Origin of the sequence: Anaeromonas frigoriresistens, from assembly GCF_016820655.1 — a bacterium.
Classification (GTDB): Bacteria; Bacillota; Clostridia; order Tissierellales; family SIT17; genus Anaeromonas; species Anaeromonas frigoriresistens.
Map to the genome: position 1 here is coordinate 16,981 of NZ_WSFT01000047.1, position 19,799 is coordinate 36,779.

At 28.6% G+C, this 19,799-nt stretch carries 20 protein-coding genes; 11 read left to right on the top strand and 9 right to left on the bottom strand.

Features of this window, described 5'->3' with window-relative positions; translation table 11 throughout:
• Nucleotides 1-130 precede the first annotated feature (130 nt).
• On the top strand, nucleotides 131-742 hold the full coding sequence (locus GOQ27_RS12600; protein ID WP_207751310.1) for a DNA-3-methyladenine glycosylase: 612 nt from the start codon (nucleotides 131-133) through the stop codon (nucleotides 740-742).
• Between the two features lie 69 nt (nucleotides 743-811).
• Here GOQ27_RS12600 and noc read toward each other — a convergent pair whose 3' ends face one another.
• The 9 genes from noc to rpmH form a co-directional block, all read right to left on the bottom strand.
• Nucleotides 812-1,627 (bottom strand): nucleoid occlusion protein, encoded by an 816-nt coding sequence (noc, locus tag GOQ27_RS12605; protein WP_203367229.1) that lies wholly within the window; start codon nucleotides 1,625-1,627, stop codon nucleotides 812-814.
• 130 nt (nucleotides 1,628-1,757) lie between these two features.
• Nucleotides 1,758-2,474, bottom strand: coding sequence for a 16S rRNA (guanine(527)-N(7))-methyltransferase RsmG (gene rsmG, locus GOQ27_RS12610; protein ID WP_203367230.1), 717 nt, complete (start codon nucleotides 2,472-2,474; stop codon nucleotides 1,758-1,760).
• A complete protein-coding gene (gene mnmG / locus GOQ27_RS12615; protein ID WP_207751311.1) occupies nucleotides 2,467-4,377 on the bottom strand; it encodes a tRNA uridine-5-carboxymethylaminomethyl(34) synthesis enzyme MnmG in 1,911 nt (636 codons plus the stop codon). Before mnmG ends, rsmG begins: the two co-directional genes overlap by 8 nt.
• A gap of 15 nt (nucleotides 4,378-4,392) precedes the next feature.
• Nucleotides 4,393-5,778, bottom strand: coding sequence for a tRNA uridine-5-carboxymethylaminomethyl(34) synthesis GTPase MnmE (gene mnmE / locus GOQ27_RS12620; protein WP_203367231.1), 1,386 nt, complete (start codon nucleotides 5,776-5,778; stop codon nucleotides 4,393-4,395).
• A gap of 130 nt (nucleotides 5,779-5,908) precedes the next feature.
• The gene (gene jag, locus GOQ27_RS12625) at nucleotides 5,909-6,538 is read right to left on the bottom strand and encodes an RNA-binding cell elongation regulator Jag/EloR (protein WP_203367232.1); all 630 of its coding nucleotides are present in this window, start codon (nucleotides 6,536-6,538) and stop codon (nucleotides 5,909-5,911) included.
• Nucleotide 6,539: 1 nt separating this feature from the next.
• Entirely contained in the window at nucleotides 6,540-7,247 is a 708-nt protein-coding gene (locus GOQ27_RS12630) for a YidC/Oxa1 family membrane protein insertase (protein ID WP_207751312.1), read from the bottom strand.
• A 37-nt stretch (nucleotides 7,248-7,284) separates the two neighbouring features.
• Nucleotides 7,285-7,497 carry a membrane protein insertion efficiency factor YidD gene (gene yidD, locus GOQ27_RS12635; RefSeq protein ID WP_203367233.1) on the bottom strand — a complete coding sequence of 71 codons (213 nt, stop codon included), beginning with the start codon at nucleotides 7,495-7,497 and terminating at the stop codon, nucleotides 7,285-7,287.
• Between the two features lie 19 nt (nucleotides 7,498-7,516).
• Nucleotides 7,517-7,852 (bottom strand): ribonuclease P protein component, encoded by a 336-nt coding sequence (rnpA, locus tag GOQ27_RS12640; protein ID WP_203367234.1) that lies wholly within the window; start codon nucleotides 7,850-7,852, stop codon nucleotides 7,517-7,519.
• Between the two features lie 58 nt (nucleotides 7,853-7,910).
• Nucleotides 7,911-8,045 (bottom strand): 50S ribosomal protein L34, encoded by a 135-nt coding sequence (rpmH, locus tag GOQ27_RS12645; RefSeq protein ID WP_203367235.1) that lies wholly within the window; start codon nucleotides 8,043-8,045, stop codon nucleotides 7,911-7,913.
• Nucleotides 8,046-8,744: 699 nt separating this feature from the next.
• Between rpmH and dnaA the strand changes: the two genes are divergently transcribed.
• From dnaA to GOQ27_RS12695, 10 genes are all read left to right on the top strand, one after another.
• Entirely contained in the window at nucleotides 8,745-10,094 is a 1,350-nt protein-coding gene (dnaA, locus tag GOQ27_RS12650; protein WP_203367236.1) for a chromosomal replication initiator protein DnaA, read from the top strand.
• A gap of 230 nt (nucleotides 10,095-10,324) precedes the next feature.
• Complete coding sequence (gene dnaN / locus GOQ27_RS12655) at nucleotides 10,325-11,431, top strand: DNA polymerase III subunit beta (RefSeq protein ID WP_203367237.1); 1,107 nt, start codon at nucleotides 10,325-10,327, stop codon at nucleotides 11,429-11,431.
• 63 nt (nucleotides 11,432-11,494) lie between these two features.
• Nucleotides 11,495-11,704 (top strand): S4 domain-containing protein YaaA, encoded by a 210-nt coding sequence (yaaA, locus tag GOQ27_RS12660; RefSeq protein WP_203367238.1) that lies wholly within the window; start codon nucleotides 11,495-11,497, stop codon nucleotides 11,702-11,704.
• Between the two features lie 203 nt (nucleotides 11,705-11,907).
• On the top strand, nucleotides 11,908-13,020 hold the full coding sequence (gene recF, locus GOQ27_RS12665; protein ID WP_203367239.1) for a DNA replication/repair protein RecF: 1,113 nt from the start codon (nucleotides 11,908-11,910) through the stop codon (nucleotides 13,018-13,020).
• Between the two features lie 4 nt (nucleotides 13,021-13,024).
• A complete protein-coding gene (remB, locus tag GOQ27_RS12670; protein ID WP_252187840.1) occupies nucleotides 13,025-13,348 on the top strand; it encodes an extracellular matrix regulator RemB in 324 nt (107 codons plus the stop codon).
• 18 nt (nucleotides 13,349-13,366) lie between these two features.
• Entirely contained in the window at nucleotides 13,367-15,286 is a 1,920-nt protein-coding gene (gene gyrB / locus GOQ27_RS12675; RefSeq protein ID WP_203367240.1) for a DNA topoisomerase (ATP-hydrolyzing) subunit B, read from the top strand.
• Nucleotides 15,287-15,313: 27 nt separating this feature from the next.
• Complete coding sequence (gyrA, locus tag GOQ27_RS12680; protein ID WP_203367241.1) at nucleotides 15,314-17,761, top strand: DNA gyrase subunit A; 2,448 nt, start codon at nucleotides 15,314-15,316, stop codon at nucleotides 17,759-17,761.
• A gap of 221 nt (nucleotides 17,762-17,982) precedes the next feature.
• On the top strand, nucleotides 17,983-18,303 hold the full coding sequence (locus tag GOQ27_RS12685; RefSeq protein ID WP_203367242.1) for an STAS domain-containing protein: 321 nt from the start codon (nucleotides 17,983-17,985) through the stop codon (nucleotides 18,301-18,303).
• A 6-nt stretch (nucleotides 18,304-18,309) separates the two neighbouring features.
• A complete protein-coding gene (locus GOQ27_RS12690) occupies nucleotides 18,310-18,756 on the top strand; it encodes an ATP-binding protein (RefSeq protein WP_350445919.1) in 447 nt (148 codons plus the stop codon).
• A 2-nt stretch (nucleotides 18,757-18,758) separates the two neighbouring features.
• Entirely contained in the window at nucleotides 18,759-19,550 is a 792-nt protein-coding gene (locus GOQ27_RS12695) for a SigB/SigF/SigG family RNA polymerase sigma factor (RefSeq protein WP_203367243.1), read from the top strand.
• Nucleotides 19,551-19,799: the final 249 nt, after the last annotated feature.

A 19,799-nucleotide genomic window follows, 5' to 3' on the forward strand; every position in this document is an offset into this window, starting at 1 on the left:
ATTATATCAAAATTTTCTCATAATCTTATAATACTATAATATATAAAATATCCTATAAAGAGAAGGGTATAATATATTTAAACTTATTTTTTTTTGCTATTATATTATTATAAAAGTAAAGGAGAATACTATGATTAAGCTAAATAGGAGTTTCTACAAAAAAAATGCTTTAGACTTAGGGAAAGATTTATTAGGAAAATATTTAGTATTTAATGTTCATAATAATAGGTTAGTTGTTAAAATAGTAGAAGTAGAGGCATATATGGGAATTAAAGATAAAGCTTCTCATACTTACAAGGGTAAGAAAACTCCTCGAACCGAAGCTATGTTTATGAGCGGGGGTCATGCTTATGTATATTTAATATATGGAATTTATAATTGTCTTAATATAGTTGCTTCAGAAAAAGATAATCCTCAGGGTGTTCTTATAAGAGGAGTAGAGCCTATTGAAGGAGAAAATATCATGTCATTAAACAGATTTAATAAACCTTTTTCTGAATTAAAAAAGAGTAAAATTCCTAATCTTACTAACGGACCTGGAAAACTAACTCAAGCCTTAGGAATTACAAGAGAATTAAATGGTGAAGATCTAACAGGGAATAAGCTGTATATCTGTTCTGGTAATGAAGAAAATATAGATATTATTGAGTCTAAAAGAATAGGTATAGATTATTCTGAAGAAGCAAAAGAATTTCTTTGGAGATTTTATATAAAAGATAATAAATATGTAAGTTATATTTAATTAGCTAAATATGTATTTTTTATAAAGATAAAGAGTATATGAATTCATATACTCTTTATCTTTATAAAATTATATTGCTTTTTTGTTTTTAGGTATTTTAACAGTAACTTCTATAAATTCGCCTGCATCCTTCTCTTCATACTTAGCTTCTATACCACTATCTTTTATCGCATTATATGCATTCTTTAATGTATTTAAATAAATTCTAAAATTAATTAAGCTTTTTATTTTTTGCTTTGATTTTTCCTCTTCTTCTTTTTTAATATCAGTTAAATCTTCTAAGATGGATTTGATTAATGCTTCAGTTTTTTTAACAGTCAGGTCATTTTTTATTACTCTATCTAATATTTTAAACTGTAAATCTTCTTCTGGTAATTTTAATAATGCTCTTGCATGTCTTTCAGATAATCCATTCTCTAATAGTAGCTTTTTTATTTCTTCTGGTAGTCGAAGTACTCTAAGTTTATTAGCTATAGTAGATTGATTTTTCCCAACTTTTTCTGCCAATTCTTGTTGAGTAAGTCCATGATCATTTATTAAATTATTATATCCTTCTGCTTCTTCAAGAAAATTTAAATCCTCCCTCTGAAGATTTTCTATTAACGCTAATGCGGCTGAGTCTTGATCCTTCATATTTACTACTATTGCAGGTATAGCATCCAATTCTAATAATTCTGATGCTCTTAAACGTCTTTCACCTGCAACTAGTTCATATACATCCTCATTAATTTTTCTTACACTAATAGGCTGAAGAACTCCATAAGCACCTATGGATTGACTTAATTCTTCTATAGATCTTTTACTAAAACTTTTTCTTGGTTGATATGGATTTGGTCTTATTTGATTTATAGGAATACTTGTAATTTCCTGACTAACATAATTCATAATATCATTCCTCTCCCGAAAACTTCTCCGACTATTATATTATTTATTTCTCTAAAAATCTTTAATTTCCTGCTAATTCATATTAATTTTTCAAACTTTCGTATTACACAAAAAAACAAATTTATATATATTACAACGGATTTTGTTTTGGTTTTCCTGCTTTCCTAGGATATTTTGTCGGAGTTTTAGATATTTTCTTTATAACTAATAAAATATGAGTTATATCACTAAAAGGTAATTTTATATCAAATCTTTCTTCAATATTTCCCCCTAGTATTTTTAAAGCTTTTTCAGATTCTTCTACTTCGTTATTTATTTGAGGACCCTTCATTGCAATAAAGTATCCTCCAACTTTTACAAAAGGAAGACAATATTCTAATAGTATATTTAATGGTGCCACAGCTCTTGATATTGCAATATCGAACTCTTCTCTATATTCTTTATCCTTACCATAATCTTCAGCTCTACCGTGAATTGCTTTAATATTATCTAATCCTACTTGGTTTATAACTTCTGTTAAAAATTTGATTCTTTTATTTAAGCTATCTAATAATACCACTTCGGTATTTCTATTTGCTATTTTTATAGGTAGTCCAGGAAACCCACCCCCCGTTCCTATATCAATGATTTTAAGTCCTTCTTTTATATACCCTGTTTTGAAAATAGTCAAGCTGTCCAAAAAATGCTTAATATCTATTTCCATATCATCTTTTATTGCTGTAATATTTATTTTTTCATTCCATTCCTTTAATAATTCTTTATAGAGCCTGAAATCATCTATCTTTTCAGGCTCTAAAGTTATATCTAATTGTGGCAATCCTTCTACTAACACATCTATATCACTCATCTGAATTCCTCCTACTTTTTAATCTTCTCTGCTGCTCTAAATAAACAAGTAAGACATTAATGTCTGCTGGAGAAACTCCAGATATTCGAGATGCTTGACCTACAGAGTCTGGTCTTATTTCTTCAAGTTTTTGTCTTGCTTCTAATCTCAACCCTCTTATATTTTCATAACTTATATCAGCAGGAATCTTTTTACTTTCTAGTTTTTTAAATTGTTCTATTTGCTTCATTTGTTTCTTAATATATCCTTCATATTTAATCTGAATCTCTACTTGCATTCTAATTTCTCTAAGTAATTCAGGTCTTTCAGGGTCTATTTCAGCAATCTCTTCATATTTGATCTCAGGTCTTTTTATAAGATCATAGAGACTTGTAGGCATCTTAATAGGTACACTGCCTATAGACTCTAGGAATTTATTTGTATCTTCAGTAGGAGTAATCTGTACCTTTTTTAATCTCTCTAATTCTTCATTCATCTTATTCTTCTTTTCTAATACCTTTTGATGCCTTTCATCTGAAGCTAAACCTACATTATAACTTTTTTCAGTTAATCTTAAGTCAGCATTATCTTGACGAAGTGTTAATCTATATTCAGCTCTAGCAGTCATCATTCTATAAGGTTCATCTGTCCCTTTAGTAACTAAATCATCAATAAGTACTCCTATATATGCTTCAGATCTATCTAATATAAAAGGCTCTTTATTTTGTGCTTTAAGAGCGGCATTAATTCCAGCTATCAATCCTTGAGAAGCAGCTTCTTCATACCCAGAAGATCCATTAATTTGTCCTGCAAAAAATAAACTGTCAATATCCTTGTATTCTAAAGATCTTTTAAGTTTTGTAGGGTCTATACAATCATATTCTATAGCATAGGCCTCTCTCATTATCTCTACATTTTCTAATCCAGGAACGGTTTTAAGCATTTCTATTTGAACTTGAGCGGGTAATGTAGTAGACATTCCTTGAACATACATTTCCTTTGTATCTAACCCCTCGGGCTCTATAAATATTTGATGCTGATTTTTATCTGCAAATCTTACAACTTTATCCTCAATAGAAGGGCAGTATCTAGGTCCTTTACTCTCCATTTTTCCAGTATACATCGGAGATTTATCAAGATTTGCCATAATAATTTTATGAGTATCTGTATTAGTATAGGTTAGATAACATAACTCTTGCTCCTTCTCTATTTCACTATTCATAAACGAAAAAGGAACTATTGTATCATCTCCAGGTTGTGGTGACATCTTTTCAAGATTTATTGAATCTTTATGAATTCTTGCAGGAGTCCCTGTCTTAAATCTTCTAAATTCAATATTTAAATTTTCTAAAGGTCCTGTAAGATTAACAGAGGGAGATAGACCATTTGGTCCCCCTGAGTAATTAACTTCACCAATAAAAATTCTACCTCTAAGATAAGTTCCAGTAGATAATATCACTGTCTTTGCATTATATCGAGCTCCCGTTCTAGTTATTACGCCTTTTACCTTCCCGTTATCTACTATTAGATCAATTACCTCTCCTTGTTTTAAGTCTAGATTTTCTTGACCTTCTAAGACATTTTTCATTTCTACATGATATAGCCTTTTATCTGCTTGAGCTCTTAATGAATGAACTGCTGGCCCTTTAGATGTATTTAGCATTTTTGTTTGAATAAAAGTTTTATCTATATTTATGCCCATTTCACCCCCAAGGGCATCTACTTCCCTCACTAAGTGACCTTTACCTGTTCCTCCTATTGAAGGATTACAAGGCATAAGGGCAATCGAATCTAAACTCATGGTAAGAATTAATGTTTTTAACCCCATTCTTGCTGGAGCTAAAGCAGCTTCACAGCCAGAGTGTCCGGCTCCTACTACTATAACATCATATTCACCACCATGATAAGTTATAGAATTATCCATCTTTAAACTCCTCTCTTATTTGCCGATACAGAAATCACTAAAGATTCTATCTATAATATCTTCACCAACTGTATCACCATTGATTTCTCCTAAGTTGTTCCAACATTCTTTTACATCAACTTCTATACAATCAATAGGCATTCCCATGTTTATAGAAGCTAAAGCTTCCTCAATATTTTTCTTTGATTTAAGCAATAAGTCTTTATGTCTAACATTATTAATTATTATTTGATCTGTTACCTTAACTTCTCCTTTAAAGAACATATCTTTTATTGCTTCTTCTAAGGTTTCTAACCCTTTTCCTTTTATCATAGAAGTATTTATTATTTTTTTATTTGGAATATGTTTCTTTATTTTTTCTTCCGTTGTTTTAACTTCTAAATCGGTTTTATTTAATAATATAATTGACTTCTTATCTTTTATTAAATCAATTATATTCATATCTTCTTCAGTTAGTTCTTTAGATGCATCAAATACTACTATAGCTAAATCACCTTTATTAATAAGGGCTTTAGCTCTGTCTACTCCTATTTTTTCTACTATATCCTCTGTTTCTCTTATTCCTGCAGTATCTACTATTCTTAAAGGAATACCATTAATATTTACATATTCCTCTATAATATCTCTAGTAGTTCCAGGGATTTCAGTTACAATAGCTCTATTTTCTCGCAATATTGCATTCATTAAAGAGGACTTTCCTACATTAGGTTTTCCTAGGATGATAGTTTTAAGTCCTTCTTTGAGTATTTTACCAGTATATACAGTACTTAATAATTTATCTATTCTCTGAAGAATAACATTTCCTTCTTCTTTCATTTTTTCATAGGCCATTTCTTCCACATCATCTTCATCAGGAAAATCTATGGTAGCTTCTATTTGAGCTAGCATTTTTAATACTGATTCTCTTAATTGTCTAACCTCTTGGGATAAACTTCCTTCTAATTGATTTAAAGACACATCAAAACTAGAATCTGTTTTAGCACTTATTAGATCCATTACTGCTTCTGCTTGGGCTAAATCTATTCTCCCATTCATAAATGCTCTTTTAGTAAATTCTCCAGGATCTGCTATTCTAGCTCCATTTTCTAAAACAATTTCTAATATTCTTCTAACTGGAATAATCCCACCATGACAGTTTATTTCAACAATATCTTCTGTAGTATAAGTATAAGGTGCCTTCATATAAACTACTAATACTTCATCTATTACCTTTCCATCCTCAGGATTTATTATATGTCCATAGTTCAATTTTCTTTGTTCTCTATCTTTCAAACTAATATCTTTTTTTCCTTGAAAAATTTTATCTACAATATCTACTGCTTTCTTACCACTTAAACGTACTATACCAATTCCAGCTTCTCCTGGTGCAGTGGCTATAGCAGCAATAGTATCTATATCCAATTTATTCACCTCTTTATAAATTTATATATCTGAAAAGTATTATATGTACTTATATTACTCTCATTATTATTATACCAATATTAACTTTAAACATAACATAAACCCAGTAATTAAACTGGGTTTATTATAACTATTTATTAATATCTATAACAACTTTTCTATAAGGTTCTTGACCTTCACTAAAAGTACTTATATATGGATCCTCTTGTAAGGCTGAATGTATTATTCTTCTTTCATAGGGATTCATAGGTTCAAGTCTTATTTTTTTTCTTGTTCTTTTAGCTTTTCCAGCCATTTTTTTTGCTAATCTTATTAAAGTTTCTTCTCTTTTTTTTCTATAATTTTCTGTATCTAATAATACCTTTAGATAATCATCTCTATCCTTATTTACAATAAGACTTATAAGATATTGTATAGAGTCCAAAGTGTTTCCTCTTTTACCTATAATGGCACCCATATCGTCACCATTTTCCCCTAATATTTCAATATCTAGAGTATCTAAGGTTTTATTTATCTTAAGTTCTGCTTTAATTTCCATTTTATTTAATAGTTCATGTAAAAAGTCTTCGGCTTGTTTTACTGGATTATTATTTACAATAAGTTTTACTTTAGCATCCTTAGCACCTATAAATCCTAAGAAGCCTTTGTTGGGTTCATCTACTATCTCAATAGTTACATCATCTCTATCTACATTTAATTCTCTTAAGCCTTCATTTATAGCATCCTGAACAGTTTTTGATGAAATAACAACAGATTTCATATTATTTTAACTCCTCCTTAAGAGCTCCTGCATCTCTATTTATAATGAATTGTTGTACTATTTGGAAAGTATTACTTACTACCCAATATAGTGCCAATCCTGCAGGTACACTTCTAGCAAAAAATAAAATCATTATAGGCATTATTGTAGTCATAGTTTTTTGAGTAGATTGGGCTTTTTCATCTCCTCCACCAGAAGGAGCCATCATTTTACTTTGGAAGTAAGTTGTTAGACCAGCGATTATAGGTAATATCCATAAATCGGGATCCTTTAAATTATCTATCCATAAAAAACTCTTATTTATAGCCTCATATGCTGCTTCATTTTCAAAAACATATTTTATAGGATTTCTTAATACATTAAAAAATCCTATTATTATTGGAAATTGTATTAATAATGGTAAACAACCACCGAATGGGTTTACCTTGTGCTCTTTATACAGTTCCATTGTTTTCACATTTAATGTTTCTTTATCATTTTTATATTTCTTTTGTAACTCTTGTAGCTTTGGTTGAATACTTTGCATATTCTTCATTGATTTAGTTTGCTTTAAAGTTAACGGAAGCAAAATAAATTTAACTATAATTGTAGCAATTATAATTGATATAGCATAAGCCGAAAAACTTCTAAAATCTAAATTAGCTCCAGAAACTACCTTGTATATATATTCAACTAAAAATCCCAAGGGACGAGCAAAGATATCTATCATTAATTAACCCCCTACCATCTTATCAGTATAGTATCGTTCATTTGTCTATTGGATCATATCCTCCAGCATTAAATGGATTACATCTTAAAATTCTCCATATTGATTTCATTCCACCTTTTATAAGCCCATATCGATCTAAAGCTTGTACGGAGTATTCAGAACAAGTGGGATAAAATCTACAGGTTCTTCCCTTCAGTGGTGAAATATATCTCTGATACAATATTATAATTTTTTTTATTATATACTTCACATTAAACAACCTTTCTAGGTTATTTATTCAACTTAGATCTTTTAAATAAATTAATAATAGATTTTTCCATATCTTCATAAGAAGCACTATTAGCTCGAATTCTTGCTAAGAATACGATATCATATCCATTAATTAAATTATCATTATTTAACCTAAAACTTTCCTTTATTAGTCTCTTAACTTTATTTCTAATAACAGCATTTCCTAATTTCTTAGTAGTGGAAAAACCTACCCTATTATAATCTAGTCCATTCTTAATATAAAACATTACTAAATATTTATTGGATATGGATTTTCCTTTATCGTATACTTTACGGAAATCTCTATTATTTCTAAGCTTTAGCTTTTTATCCATTCTAAAACTCCTTAAAAAATAACCTTAAATTGAATAAAAAGGCCACTAAAATGCGGCCTTATGCTGATAATTTCTTTCTGCCTTTTCTTCTACGTCTTTGTAATACATTTCTTCCTGCTTTATTCTTCATTCTCTTTCTGAATCCATGCTCTTTACTTCTTTGTCTTTTTTTAGGTTGGTATGTTCTCTTCATTAAATACACCCCCTTCAGTCACTGCTACCTCAAATCTAATATATTATTTTAATGGTAACTTCCAAATTTTTAAATTAAGACACTACTTATTGATTATAGCTATATTATTAGGGTATGTCAAGCTTTTAATAATAATTTGTACTCACTTAAGTATATTCGAATATCTATATTAATTATTAGTAGTTTCAATATTATTATACTATCTTCAAGTCAATGTTTTGTTAATAAGTTTTGGTAACATACTGTTTATTCTGTGGATATCTATTTATACTTGTTGATAATTCTACTTTTATTTGATATTATTAATGAAAATGTGGATTATTAATCAAGAATATTAACTTTTATACACAGTCTGTGGATTAATCTGTGTATAACTTAATGAATTTGTTGATTTCTTTGTTAACTTTTGTTTCATAACAGATTATTTCTTGCTTCTTTATCAACAAGTATTCTTTAAATTTTATGTTAATAAAAATTTTTTTTGTTATATTTTATATCCATATATTTATTATTCACAGTTTATCCACAAAATAATTCCATGTTTTTGTTGATAATTTTATCATATATATTATTTTTAAAAAAACGATACTTTGTGGATTATTTTGTTTATTTTTTTATTTTAAGAGCTTTATTTTATGTTTATATAGAATAAAGTATTCTTTTAATGACAATAATCTTTATAGAATAGGAGGAGAGATAATGTCAGCTAAATTAGAAGATATCTGGGTAAAGGCCCTAAAATTAATTAAAACTGAACTAACTGAAGTTAGCTTTAATACTTGGCTTAAAAGTATAGACCCAGTATCTATTGAAGATAACAATATTATTCTGGCTGCTCCAAATGAATTTACTAAATCAATTCTAGAAGCAAGGTATTTAACTTTAATTAAAAACGCTATTAATCAAGTTTCTAATAGCAATTATAATATTACTTTTTTAATACCTGGAGAAGAAATAAGTACTGGTGTTGGACAACCTAGAAAAGAAAAAACTGAAAAAAATGAAGCTGAAGAAAAACCACTAAAGTCTCAATTAAGACCTAAATATACTTTTGATCAATTTGTTATTGGTAATAGTAACAGATTTGCCCATGCCGCATCTCTTGCTGTAGCAGAAGCTCCTGCAAAGGCATATAATCCATTATTTATATATGGAGGAGTAGGGCTAGGGAAAACTCACCTTATGAATGCAATTGGTCATTATATATTAGAACAAAATCCAAATGCCAATGTGGCCTATGTTTCTTCAGAAAAGTTTACAAATGAATTAATCAATTCTATTAGAGATGATAAAAATGTTGAATTTAGAAATAAATATAGACATGTAGATGTATTACTAATAGATGATATTCAATTTATTGCTGGAAAAGAAAGAACTCAAGAGGAGTTTTTCCATACCTTCAATGCACTTCATGAAGCTAATAAACAGATTATAATATCCAGTGATAGACCCCCTAAGGAAATACCTACTTTAGAGGATAGATTGAGATCAAGATTTGAATGGGGTTTAATAGCAGATATTCAGCCCCCAGATTTAGAAACAAGAATAGCAATATTAAAAAAGAAAGCAAATCTAGAAAACTTAGATATAAATAATGAAGTATTTCTTTTTATTGCAGATAAAATTCGTTCAAATATAAGAGAATTAGAAGGAGCTTTAATAAGGATAATTGCATATTCATCCTTAACCAATAAAGAAATTACTATAGAATTAGCTAATGAGGCACTAAAAGACATCATATCAGGAAATAGAAGTGAAAAAATTGATGTAAATAGAATAAAAGAAATGGTATCAAAGCATTTTAATGTAAAAATTGAAGATTTTAATTCCAAGAAAAGAGCTAGAGCAATATCTCATCCTAGACAGATAGCTATGTATCTATCTAGAGAGCTTACGGATCTATCATTGCCTAAAATAGGAGATGAATTCGGAGGTAGAGATCATACTACAGTAATCCATGCTTATGATAAAATTTCAAATGCTATTAATTCAGATAATGAAATTAAATCTATTATAGAACAACTCAATAAAGATATAAAAGGTAATTAACAACTAGTTGTATATAGTATGTTTATGAATTGTTGATATCTTTTTAGTTTTATTAAATCAGGGTATATGTGGATAACTAGGTACAGGTTAGTAACACATTGTCCACACCCTTTACCTTTTAGTATTTATCTAACATAGATGGTTATCCACAAATTCACAGGCCCTATTACTAATACTACTAGATTAAGTTTATTTATTTCAATAATTATTTAAAAGGAGGTTATCCACAATTGAAAATTAAAATCCCTCAAAATACATTGTCAAAAAATATTAGTATCGTACAAAAAGGTATATCATCTAAAACAACATTACCTATATTAAATGGTATATTAGTTGAAGCTTATGATAATAAATTAAAATTAACTGGAACAGACTTAGAATTAGGTATTGAAACTCAATTAGATTGTGAAGTAATAGAAGAAGGTAAAACGGTTATTTCTTCTAAAATATTTGGAGATATAATAAGAAAATTACCCAATTATGATATAAACTTAGAGGTAGATACAAGTCACAATATACATATTACTTGTGGACATTCAGAATTTAATATTTTAGGTCATCCAGCTGAAGAATATCCTGAATTACCTAAAATCAATGAAGAAAGTTCCTTTGAAATACCTAAAGATCTATTAAAAAATATGATTAAACAAACTGTTTTTGCAACAGCTCAAGATGAAACAAGACCAATATTAACAGGAGCATTACTTGAAGTTAAAGATAATAGTGCAGCATTAGTGGCTTTAGATGGATATAGATTAGCTCTTAAAAACTCATCAATACCTTATGATAATAATATAAAAGTAGTTATACCAGGAAAAACATTAAGCGAGGTAAGTAGAATATTAGACGATGAGGAGAATAATGTTAAAATAATGTTTACTTCTAGTCATATTCTATTTAATCTAGGAGATACTATAATTAACTCAAGACTTCTAGAAGGTCAATTCTTAAACTATAAAGATATAATTAGAAATGAATATAAATCTAAGGTTATAGTGAAAACTAGTGATATCAAAGAGAGTATCGAAAGGGCATCTCTGCTTGCAAGAGAAGGTAGAAATAATTTAGTAAAATTTGATATAAAAGATGATAAAATGATTATTACGTCAAATTCTGAAATAGGAAATGTTCATGAAGATGTGGATATAGAGTTAGAAGGAGATGATATTGTAATAGCCTTCAATTCAAAGTATGTATTAGATGGACTTAAAGCTATAGATAGTGATGAAGTAATAATGAATTTTATAAGTAATGTAAATCCATGTATAATAAAACCTAAAGATGATGAAAACTATACTTATTTAGTATTACCAGTAAGGCTAGCAGAGGTTAATTAGACTATTAATGATGGACACCTTAAAAGGTGTCTATTATATTTGAATTAATAAGGAGAGAATTATATGAAAGAAATATCAATAGATACTGAGTACATTAAGTTGGATCAACTACTGAAATATGCTGCAATAGCTCAAACTGGAGGCCATGCTAAATTTTTAATTAAAGACGGACATGTAAAAGTAAATAATGAAGTATGTACTCAAAGGGGAAAAAAAATAGCTAAAGGTGATATTGTAGAAGTAGAAGAAGAAGATTCTATAATCATAAAATAATAAGATATTTCCCTGTATTATATTATAATTTAAATTTCTATATAACTAATGCTCTAAATAATATGCTAAATGAATTTAGAGCTATTATTCATGGAAAAAAACATTATAAAGGTTTAAAATAGATTATAAGAGCATAAAAACCCTTAATAAGAACGAACGTTTGTTTTTATATGGAAAAGTGATATAATAAAGGAAGTGCTATTATGTATGTAAATAGTATTAAACTAATTAATTTCAGAAATTATAGCGGGATAAAAATATTTTTGAATGAAAAGGTTAATATTTTTTTAGGTGAAAACGGTCAGGGTAAAACAAATCTTTTAGAATCTATATATATAGCTTCAACTGGAAAATCTTTTAGAAGTAATAAAGATAAAGAACTTATTACTATAGAAAAAGAAGCGGGATATATAGGAGTAGAACTAATAAAAGAAAATGTAGAAAAATATATAGAATTAAAATTGGATTTAAATAACCCTAAAAGAGTTAAAATAAATGGAGTTGAGCAAGAAAAGATATCAGATTTAACTGGAGTATTACAAGTTGTAGTATTTTCTCCCGAGGATTTGAAGATAATAAAAGAAGGCCCATCCCATCGAAGGAATTTTCTTGATGATGAGATAACTCAAATGAAACCAGTATATAAGAGTATTGTTAATGACTATAATAGAGTTTTAACACAACGAAATAATCTACTAAAAGTTATACAATATGATTCTAATAAAAAGAAGATGTTATCTATATGGAATGAACAATTAGTAGAATTAGGAACAAAAATAATGATATTAAGAAAATCTTTTGTTGATAGATTGGCACCTATATCAAAAGATATACATCATAGTATTACAGATGGAGGAGAGAATTTAGAGGTACAATATTCTTCTTCTTTTAACCTTGTTAATTTAGATAAAAATAAAATAATAAACAAATATAACGAATTATTATCTAAATATGAGAAAGAAGACATAGAAAAAGGTACTACAAAAATAGGACCCCATAGAGATGATCTGGATATTATTATAGATGATAAAAATACAAGAATATTTGGTTCTCAAGGTCAACAAAGAACAGCAGCATTATCATTAAGACTAGCAGAAGTTAAGTTAATTAAAGAAGAGACAGAAGAATATCCTGTGTTATTATTAGATGATGTATTTTCAGAATTAGATATAAATAGAAGAAAATACTTAATATCAACATTTAAAGATGTACAAACAATAATTACATCTACAGACGACATAGAAATCGAAGAAATAGACAAATTTGAAAAAAGGATTTATTATATTAAAGGTGGTAATATTTTATATAGCAAATAAGATATTGCTGAAAGGATTGATAAATATGTTTCTTCATCTTGGTAAGGACTATGTTATACCTTTATCTGAAATAATTAGTATTATAGATGCTAAATCCTTAGAATTGAAAGATACAGCAGATTTTATTAGAATATCTGAAGAAGAAGGATTTTTGACTAAGATAGTAGATAACAATATAAAGTCGTATATTATAACAGAGAGAATTGAAAAAAATAATAAAAAACTTAAGAAATCAAGAAAAAGTATAATATATTGCACAAATATATCTGCTAATACCCTTTATAAGAGGTGTAATTATATAGAAAATGAAACTATTAAAGTTAGATAAAAGATTGGGGGCAAGTATATGTCAGAAAATCAAAATAATAGAAGTTATGAAGCTGAACAAATACAGGTTTTAGAAGGTTTAGATCCTGTTAGAAAAAGACCTGGAATGTATATTGGTAGTACAGGACCTAAAGGGTTACATCATATAGTTTATGAAGTAGTAGATAACAGTATAGATGAAGCTTTAGCCGGAGTTTGCGATACCATAGAAGTAATTTTAAATGAAAATGGATCTGTAACTGTTAGTGATAACGGTAGTGGTATACCGGTTGCTATTCATCCTAAAACAGGCAAATCTACAGTAGAAACTGTTTTAACTGTATTACATGCTGGTGGTAAATTTGATAATGGAGCTTATAAAGTATCTGGTGGATTACATGGTGTTGGTGTTTCTGTTGTTAATGCTTTGTCAGAATGGTTAGAAATTAAAGTTAAGAGAAATGGAAAATTACATTTTCAAAGATTTGAAAGAGGAATACCTAAATCTCCATTAGAAGTTATAGGGGATGCTAAAGGTACAGGAACTTCTATTACATTTATGCCAGATGATTTAATATTTGAAGAGATTAAATTTAAATATGAAACATTAGAACATAGATTAATGGAATTAGCCTTCTTAAACAAAGGTATAACAATAACTATTGAAGATAAAAGAAATGATAAAAAGAAGACTTTCCACTATGAAGGTGGAATAAAGGCATTTGTTGAGCACTTAAATAAAAATAGAAATGCAATTCATAAAAAAGTAATTTATAACGAAGGTGAAAAAGAAAATTGTACAGTGGAGTTAGCAATCCAGTATACTGATAATTACAATGAAAATATATTTGCCTTTGCAAATAATATAAATACTCATGAGGGTGGAACCCATTTAAGCGGTCTTAAATCTGCTTTAACAAGAGTAGTTAATGATTATGCTAGAAAAAATGGTATTTTAAAAGAAAAAGATAGTAACTTAAGTGGTGAAGATATTAGAGAGGGTATAACTACAGTATTATCTGTAAAATTACCTGATCCTCAATTTGAAGGACAAACAAAGACTAAACTAGGAAATAGTGAAATAAGAGGTATAGTTGATAGCATAGTAAGTCAATCTATGGAAATCTTCTTAGAGGAAAATCCTAGAGAAGCAAAAATAATAATAGAAAAGTCTTTAAGAGCTTCAAGAGCTAGAGAAGCTGCAAGAAAAGCAAGGGATTTAACTCGTAGAAAAAATGCTTTAGAAAGTTCAGCATTACCTGGAAAATTAGCTGATTGCTCCGAAAAAGATGCTAGACTTTCAGAGATATTTATTGTCGAGGGAGATTCAGCCGGGGGTTCTGCAAAACAAGGTAGAGATAGAAGAACACAAGCAATTCTACCCCTAAAAGGTAAAATAATGAATGTAGAAAAGGCAAGGTTAGATAAAATATTAAACTTTGCAGAAATAAAAGCTATGATAACTGCATTTGGTACTGGAATAGGAGAAGAATTTAATATAGAGAATTTAAGATATCATAAAATAGTTATAATGACAGATGCCGATGTAGATGGAGCTCATATTAGAACATTGATACTTACCTTTTTCTATAGATATATGAAACCCTTAATAGAAAATGGAAATATATATATAGCTCAGCCTCCTTTATATAAAATAAAAGCAGGAAAACAAGAGTACTATGCTTATACAGAAAAAGAATTAAATAAAATATTAAGACAAGATCTTAAAGATTTAAAAATTAAACCATCGATTTCAAGATATAAAGGACTTGGAGAGATGAATCCAGAACAATTATGGGATACTACAATGGATCCAGATCATCGAATTTTATTACAAGTAAGTGCAGATGATGCAGTAGCAGCAGATGAAATATTTACTACTTTAATGGGTGATAAAGTACAGCCTAGAAGAGAATTTATAGAAGAAAATGCAACCAATGTTAAAAATTTAGATGTTTAATTATTGGATAAAGGAGGACTATTATAAATGAGTGAAAATCATAACAATATTATTCCAATAAATATTGAAGATGAAATGAAAACATCATACCTTGATTATGCTATGAGTGTTATAGTTTCTCGAGCATTACCAGATGTTCGAGATGGGCTTAAACCTGTACATCGAAGGATAATTTATGCTATGAATGGTCTTGGCTTAACACCAGATAAACCTCATAAAAAATCAGCACGTATAGTAGGGGAAGTATTGGGTAAATATCACCCTCATGGAGATAGTGCTGTGTATGATGCAATGGTAAGACTAGCTCAAGATTTTTCTACTAGATATCAATTAGTAGATGGACATGGTAACTTTGGTTCAGTAGATGGTGATAGTGCAGCTGCAATGCGTTATACCGAAGCTAGAATGAGTAAAATTGCCATTGAAATGTTAAGAGATATAGGAAAAGATACTATAGATTATAGACCCAATTTTGATGAAGAATTAGAAGAACCTATAGTATTACCAAGTAGATATCCAAATCTATTAGTAAATGGTACTAATGGTATAGCCGTAGGTATGGCTACATCTATTCCTCCTCATAATTTAAGGGAAGTTATAGATGGAGTAATTATGATGATAGATGATCCTGATATAGAATTAAAGGATATAATGACGAAAATTAAAGGACCTGACTTTCCTACAGGATCTATAATAACTGGAAAAGAAGCTATAAAAGATGCTTATAGGACAGGTAGGGGTAAAGTACGAGTAAGAGCAAAGACCCAAATTGAACCAATGAAAAATAATAAAAATAGAATAATTGTTACTGAGATTCCTTACCAAGTAAATAAAGCTAGACTTATAGAAAAAATAGCACATTTAGTAAGAGATAAAAAACTCGATGGAATATCAGATTTAAGAGATGAATCTGATAGAACTGGAATGAGAATTGTAATTGAGTTAAAGAGAGATGCTAATCCAAATGTAGTACTAAATAATCTTTATAAACATACTCAAATGCAGGACACTTATAGTATTATTATGATAGCTTTAGTAAATGAGGAACCTAAAGTTCTTAATTTAAAACAAATATTAAGACATTATTTAGATCATCAAAAAGAGGTTATTACAAGAAGAACTCAATATGATCTTAATAAAGCTGAAGCAAGAGCCCATATATTAGAAGGTTTGAAAATAGCTCTAGATCATATAGATGAGGTAATTAAACTTATAAGAGCAAGTGAAAACACCCAAGAAGCTAAAAATGGGCTTATAGATAAATTTGGATTATCAGAAATTCAAGCTCAAGCGATATTAGATATGAGACTTCAGAAGCTGACTGGGTTGGAAAGAGATAAAATAGAAGAAGAATATAAGGGTTTAATACAAGAAATAAATAAATTAAAAGAAATCTTAGCAAACGAAGATTTAATATATAAAATAGTTAAAGATGAACTTATTGAAATTAAAGAGAAATATGGTGATGATAGAAAGACAGAAATAAGAGCATCTATAGAAGAAATAAATGTTGAGGATATGATTGAAGAGGAAAATGTTGTGCTTACTCTTACTCACTATGGATATGTGAAGAGATTACCAGAAAACACATATAAGATTCAACATAGGGGTGGAAGAGGAGTTACAGGACTTACAACGAGAGATGAAGACTTTGTTGAGGATATCCTAATAACCTCTACCCACGATAATCTTCTATTCTTTACTAGTAAAGGAAAGGTATATACTATAAGAGCCTTTGAAATTCCAGAAGCTAAAAGACAGGCTAAAGGAACTGCAATAGTAAACCTATTACAATTAGATCCTGATGAAAAGGTTAAAGCAGTGATACCAATCAAAGAATTTGAGAAAGATAGTTATTTAATATTTGCTACTCAAAATGGATTAGTAAAGAAAACTGATGTAACACAATTTGAATCTATAAGAAAAAGTGGTCTAATAGCAATTAATCTTAAAGAAGATGATGAATTAATATCTGTTAAAAAGACTACTGGTAAAAGTGATGTACTACTTACAACAATTCACGGGATGTCCATAAGATTTAATGAGAAAAATGTTAGAGATATGGGTAGAACTGCCATGGGGGTTAAAGGAATAACTCTCAATAGAGAAGATAAAGTTATTTCTATGAATCTTGTAGAAGAGGGAAGTGATTTACTAGTAATCAGTGAAAAAGGATATGGAAAAAGAACTGATTTAGATGAGTATAGAACTCAAACTAGAGGCGGAAAAGGTATAAAGACATATAATATAAAACCTCATACAGGAAACTTAATAGGGGCTAGAGTAGTAAATGAAAATGATGAAATAATGATAATAAGTTATCTAGGTGTTATTATACGTTTGAAAATAGCAGGGATATCTCAAATGGGTAGAACTACTCAAGGAGTTAAACTTATGAGAGTTGGTAAAGACGACAGAGTCGTATCCATAGCAAAGGTATTATATCAAGAAGAGGAACTAGAAGAAGAAAATTAATGAAATTGTTTTAAAATAATATTAGTGGGTATAAAGGATAGGGCAGACAAATTTTAGGCTCTATCCTTTATTTAATGGATAAAAATAAGAAAGTTTACAAATTATTATTATTATTATAATATTTATAATGAAAAGATATCTTATTGGTTTGCAATTATATTTTCCTTTTTTATTAATTAATTGGCTAATAGATAAAAAAATAATGGAGGTGCACTTGTGATATGGCTTTAAAGGTTGATAAATCTTTTAATGAAGTAAAGGGAGTTTGGGTTTTAAAACTCCATGGAGAAATAGATATATATACTGCTCCTAAATTTAAGGAAACATTATTAAATGTAATAGAAGCTAGAGAGAGTGATATAATAATAGATGGAGAAAACTTAGAATATATAGACAGTACTGGATTAGGAGTTCTAATTAGTGGATTAAAAAAATTAAAAGAAACTAATAAAAATATTACTATCATAAACCTACGTCCTAATATCAGCAAACTATTTGAAATCACAGGATTAAATAAAGTATTTATAGTTAAGGGGGTGTAATATCAAGTGGAGGATTTAAAAGCAAGAGGAGATCAAGAAGTTAATATGGATCATATCAAACTAAGTATGCCTAACAAACCTGAATTTGTAGGTATTATAAGACTTACAGCATCAGCTATAGCTAGTCGTATAGGATTTAATATAGATGATATAGATGATATAAAAGTAGCTATAGGTGAAGCTTGTACTAATGCTATAAGACATGGATGTGAAAAAACAAATGATACCTATGATATAGAATTTTTTGCATATGAAGATAGAATGGATATCCAAATAACTGATACAGGTAAAGGTTTAGCTTCACTAAATATTAAACAACCTAAGGCTGAAGATCTTAGAGAGGGTGGATTAGGTCTATTTATAATAAAGACACTAATGGATGATGTAGAAGTTATTACATCTGAAGGTAAAGGGACTATCATCCGCATGACAAAGAAGTTAGGAGTAGATTAACCATGGGAAATAACAGGAATTCTGCTACAAAGATTTCTAAAGATGAAGAAATGAGTGTTAAAGATTTATTTAAAATATACTCTGAAACTAAAGATCAAGAAGTGAGAGATGAACTAATAAATAGACATCTATATATAGCAGAAATATTATCTAAAAAATATGCAAATAGAGGTATAGATTTCGATGATATATATCAAGTGGCTTGTTTAGGATTAATATATGCTATAGATAGATATGACATTAGTAAAGGGTATGAGTTTTCAAGTTTTGCCACCCCTACTATAATAGGTGAAATAAAAAAATATTTTAGAGATAAAGGCTGGTCTATAAGAGTTCCTAGAAGAATACAGGAATTATCTAAAAAGATCAATAACGCTAAGTTATTATTAAGTCAGAAGCTACAAAAAACACCTACAGTTCAAGATATAGCTGAATATTTAAATTCAACAGAAGAAGAAGTATTAGAAGCAATGGAGGCAAGTAAAGTATATACCCCTCATTCTTTAGATGCTTCATTAGACTCTGATAGTGATGATAAAGACGTTAGTTTAGCAGCACTAATAGGTCAAGAAGATGAATATTTATTAAGGGTTGAAAATAGAGACTTCTTATTAGATACAATCAATAAACTAAACGAGATAGAGAAAAAGATAATAAAAGATAGATACTTTAATAGAAAAACTCAGATAGCTATTGCTGAAGATATTGGTATGAGTCAAATGACAGTATCTAGATTAGAAAAGAAGATTATAGAGAAATTTAGAAAAGAATTAAAAAAGATTTATAATGAATAAGATATTCTTTATAAATAAAAAATCTTTCTAAAACTCTCTTGACGTAGAGAGTTTTTTCTGCTATAGTAATAAAAGTCGATAATAGTTAACAGTTTTTCGAGAAAATAATTTAAAAAAACTTTTAAAAAGATGTTGACAAAGGAATTGTTATTTGATATAGTATTAAGAGTCGCTGGTAACGGCACGAAACAATTTGGTCTTTGAAAATTGAACAGTACAAAGTTAAAATGACAACTTTTAGTTGTAAAA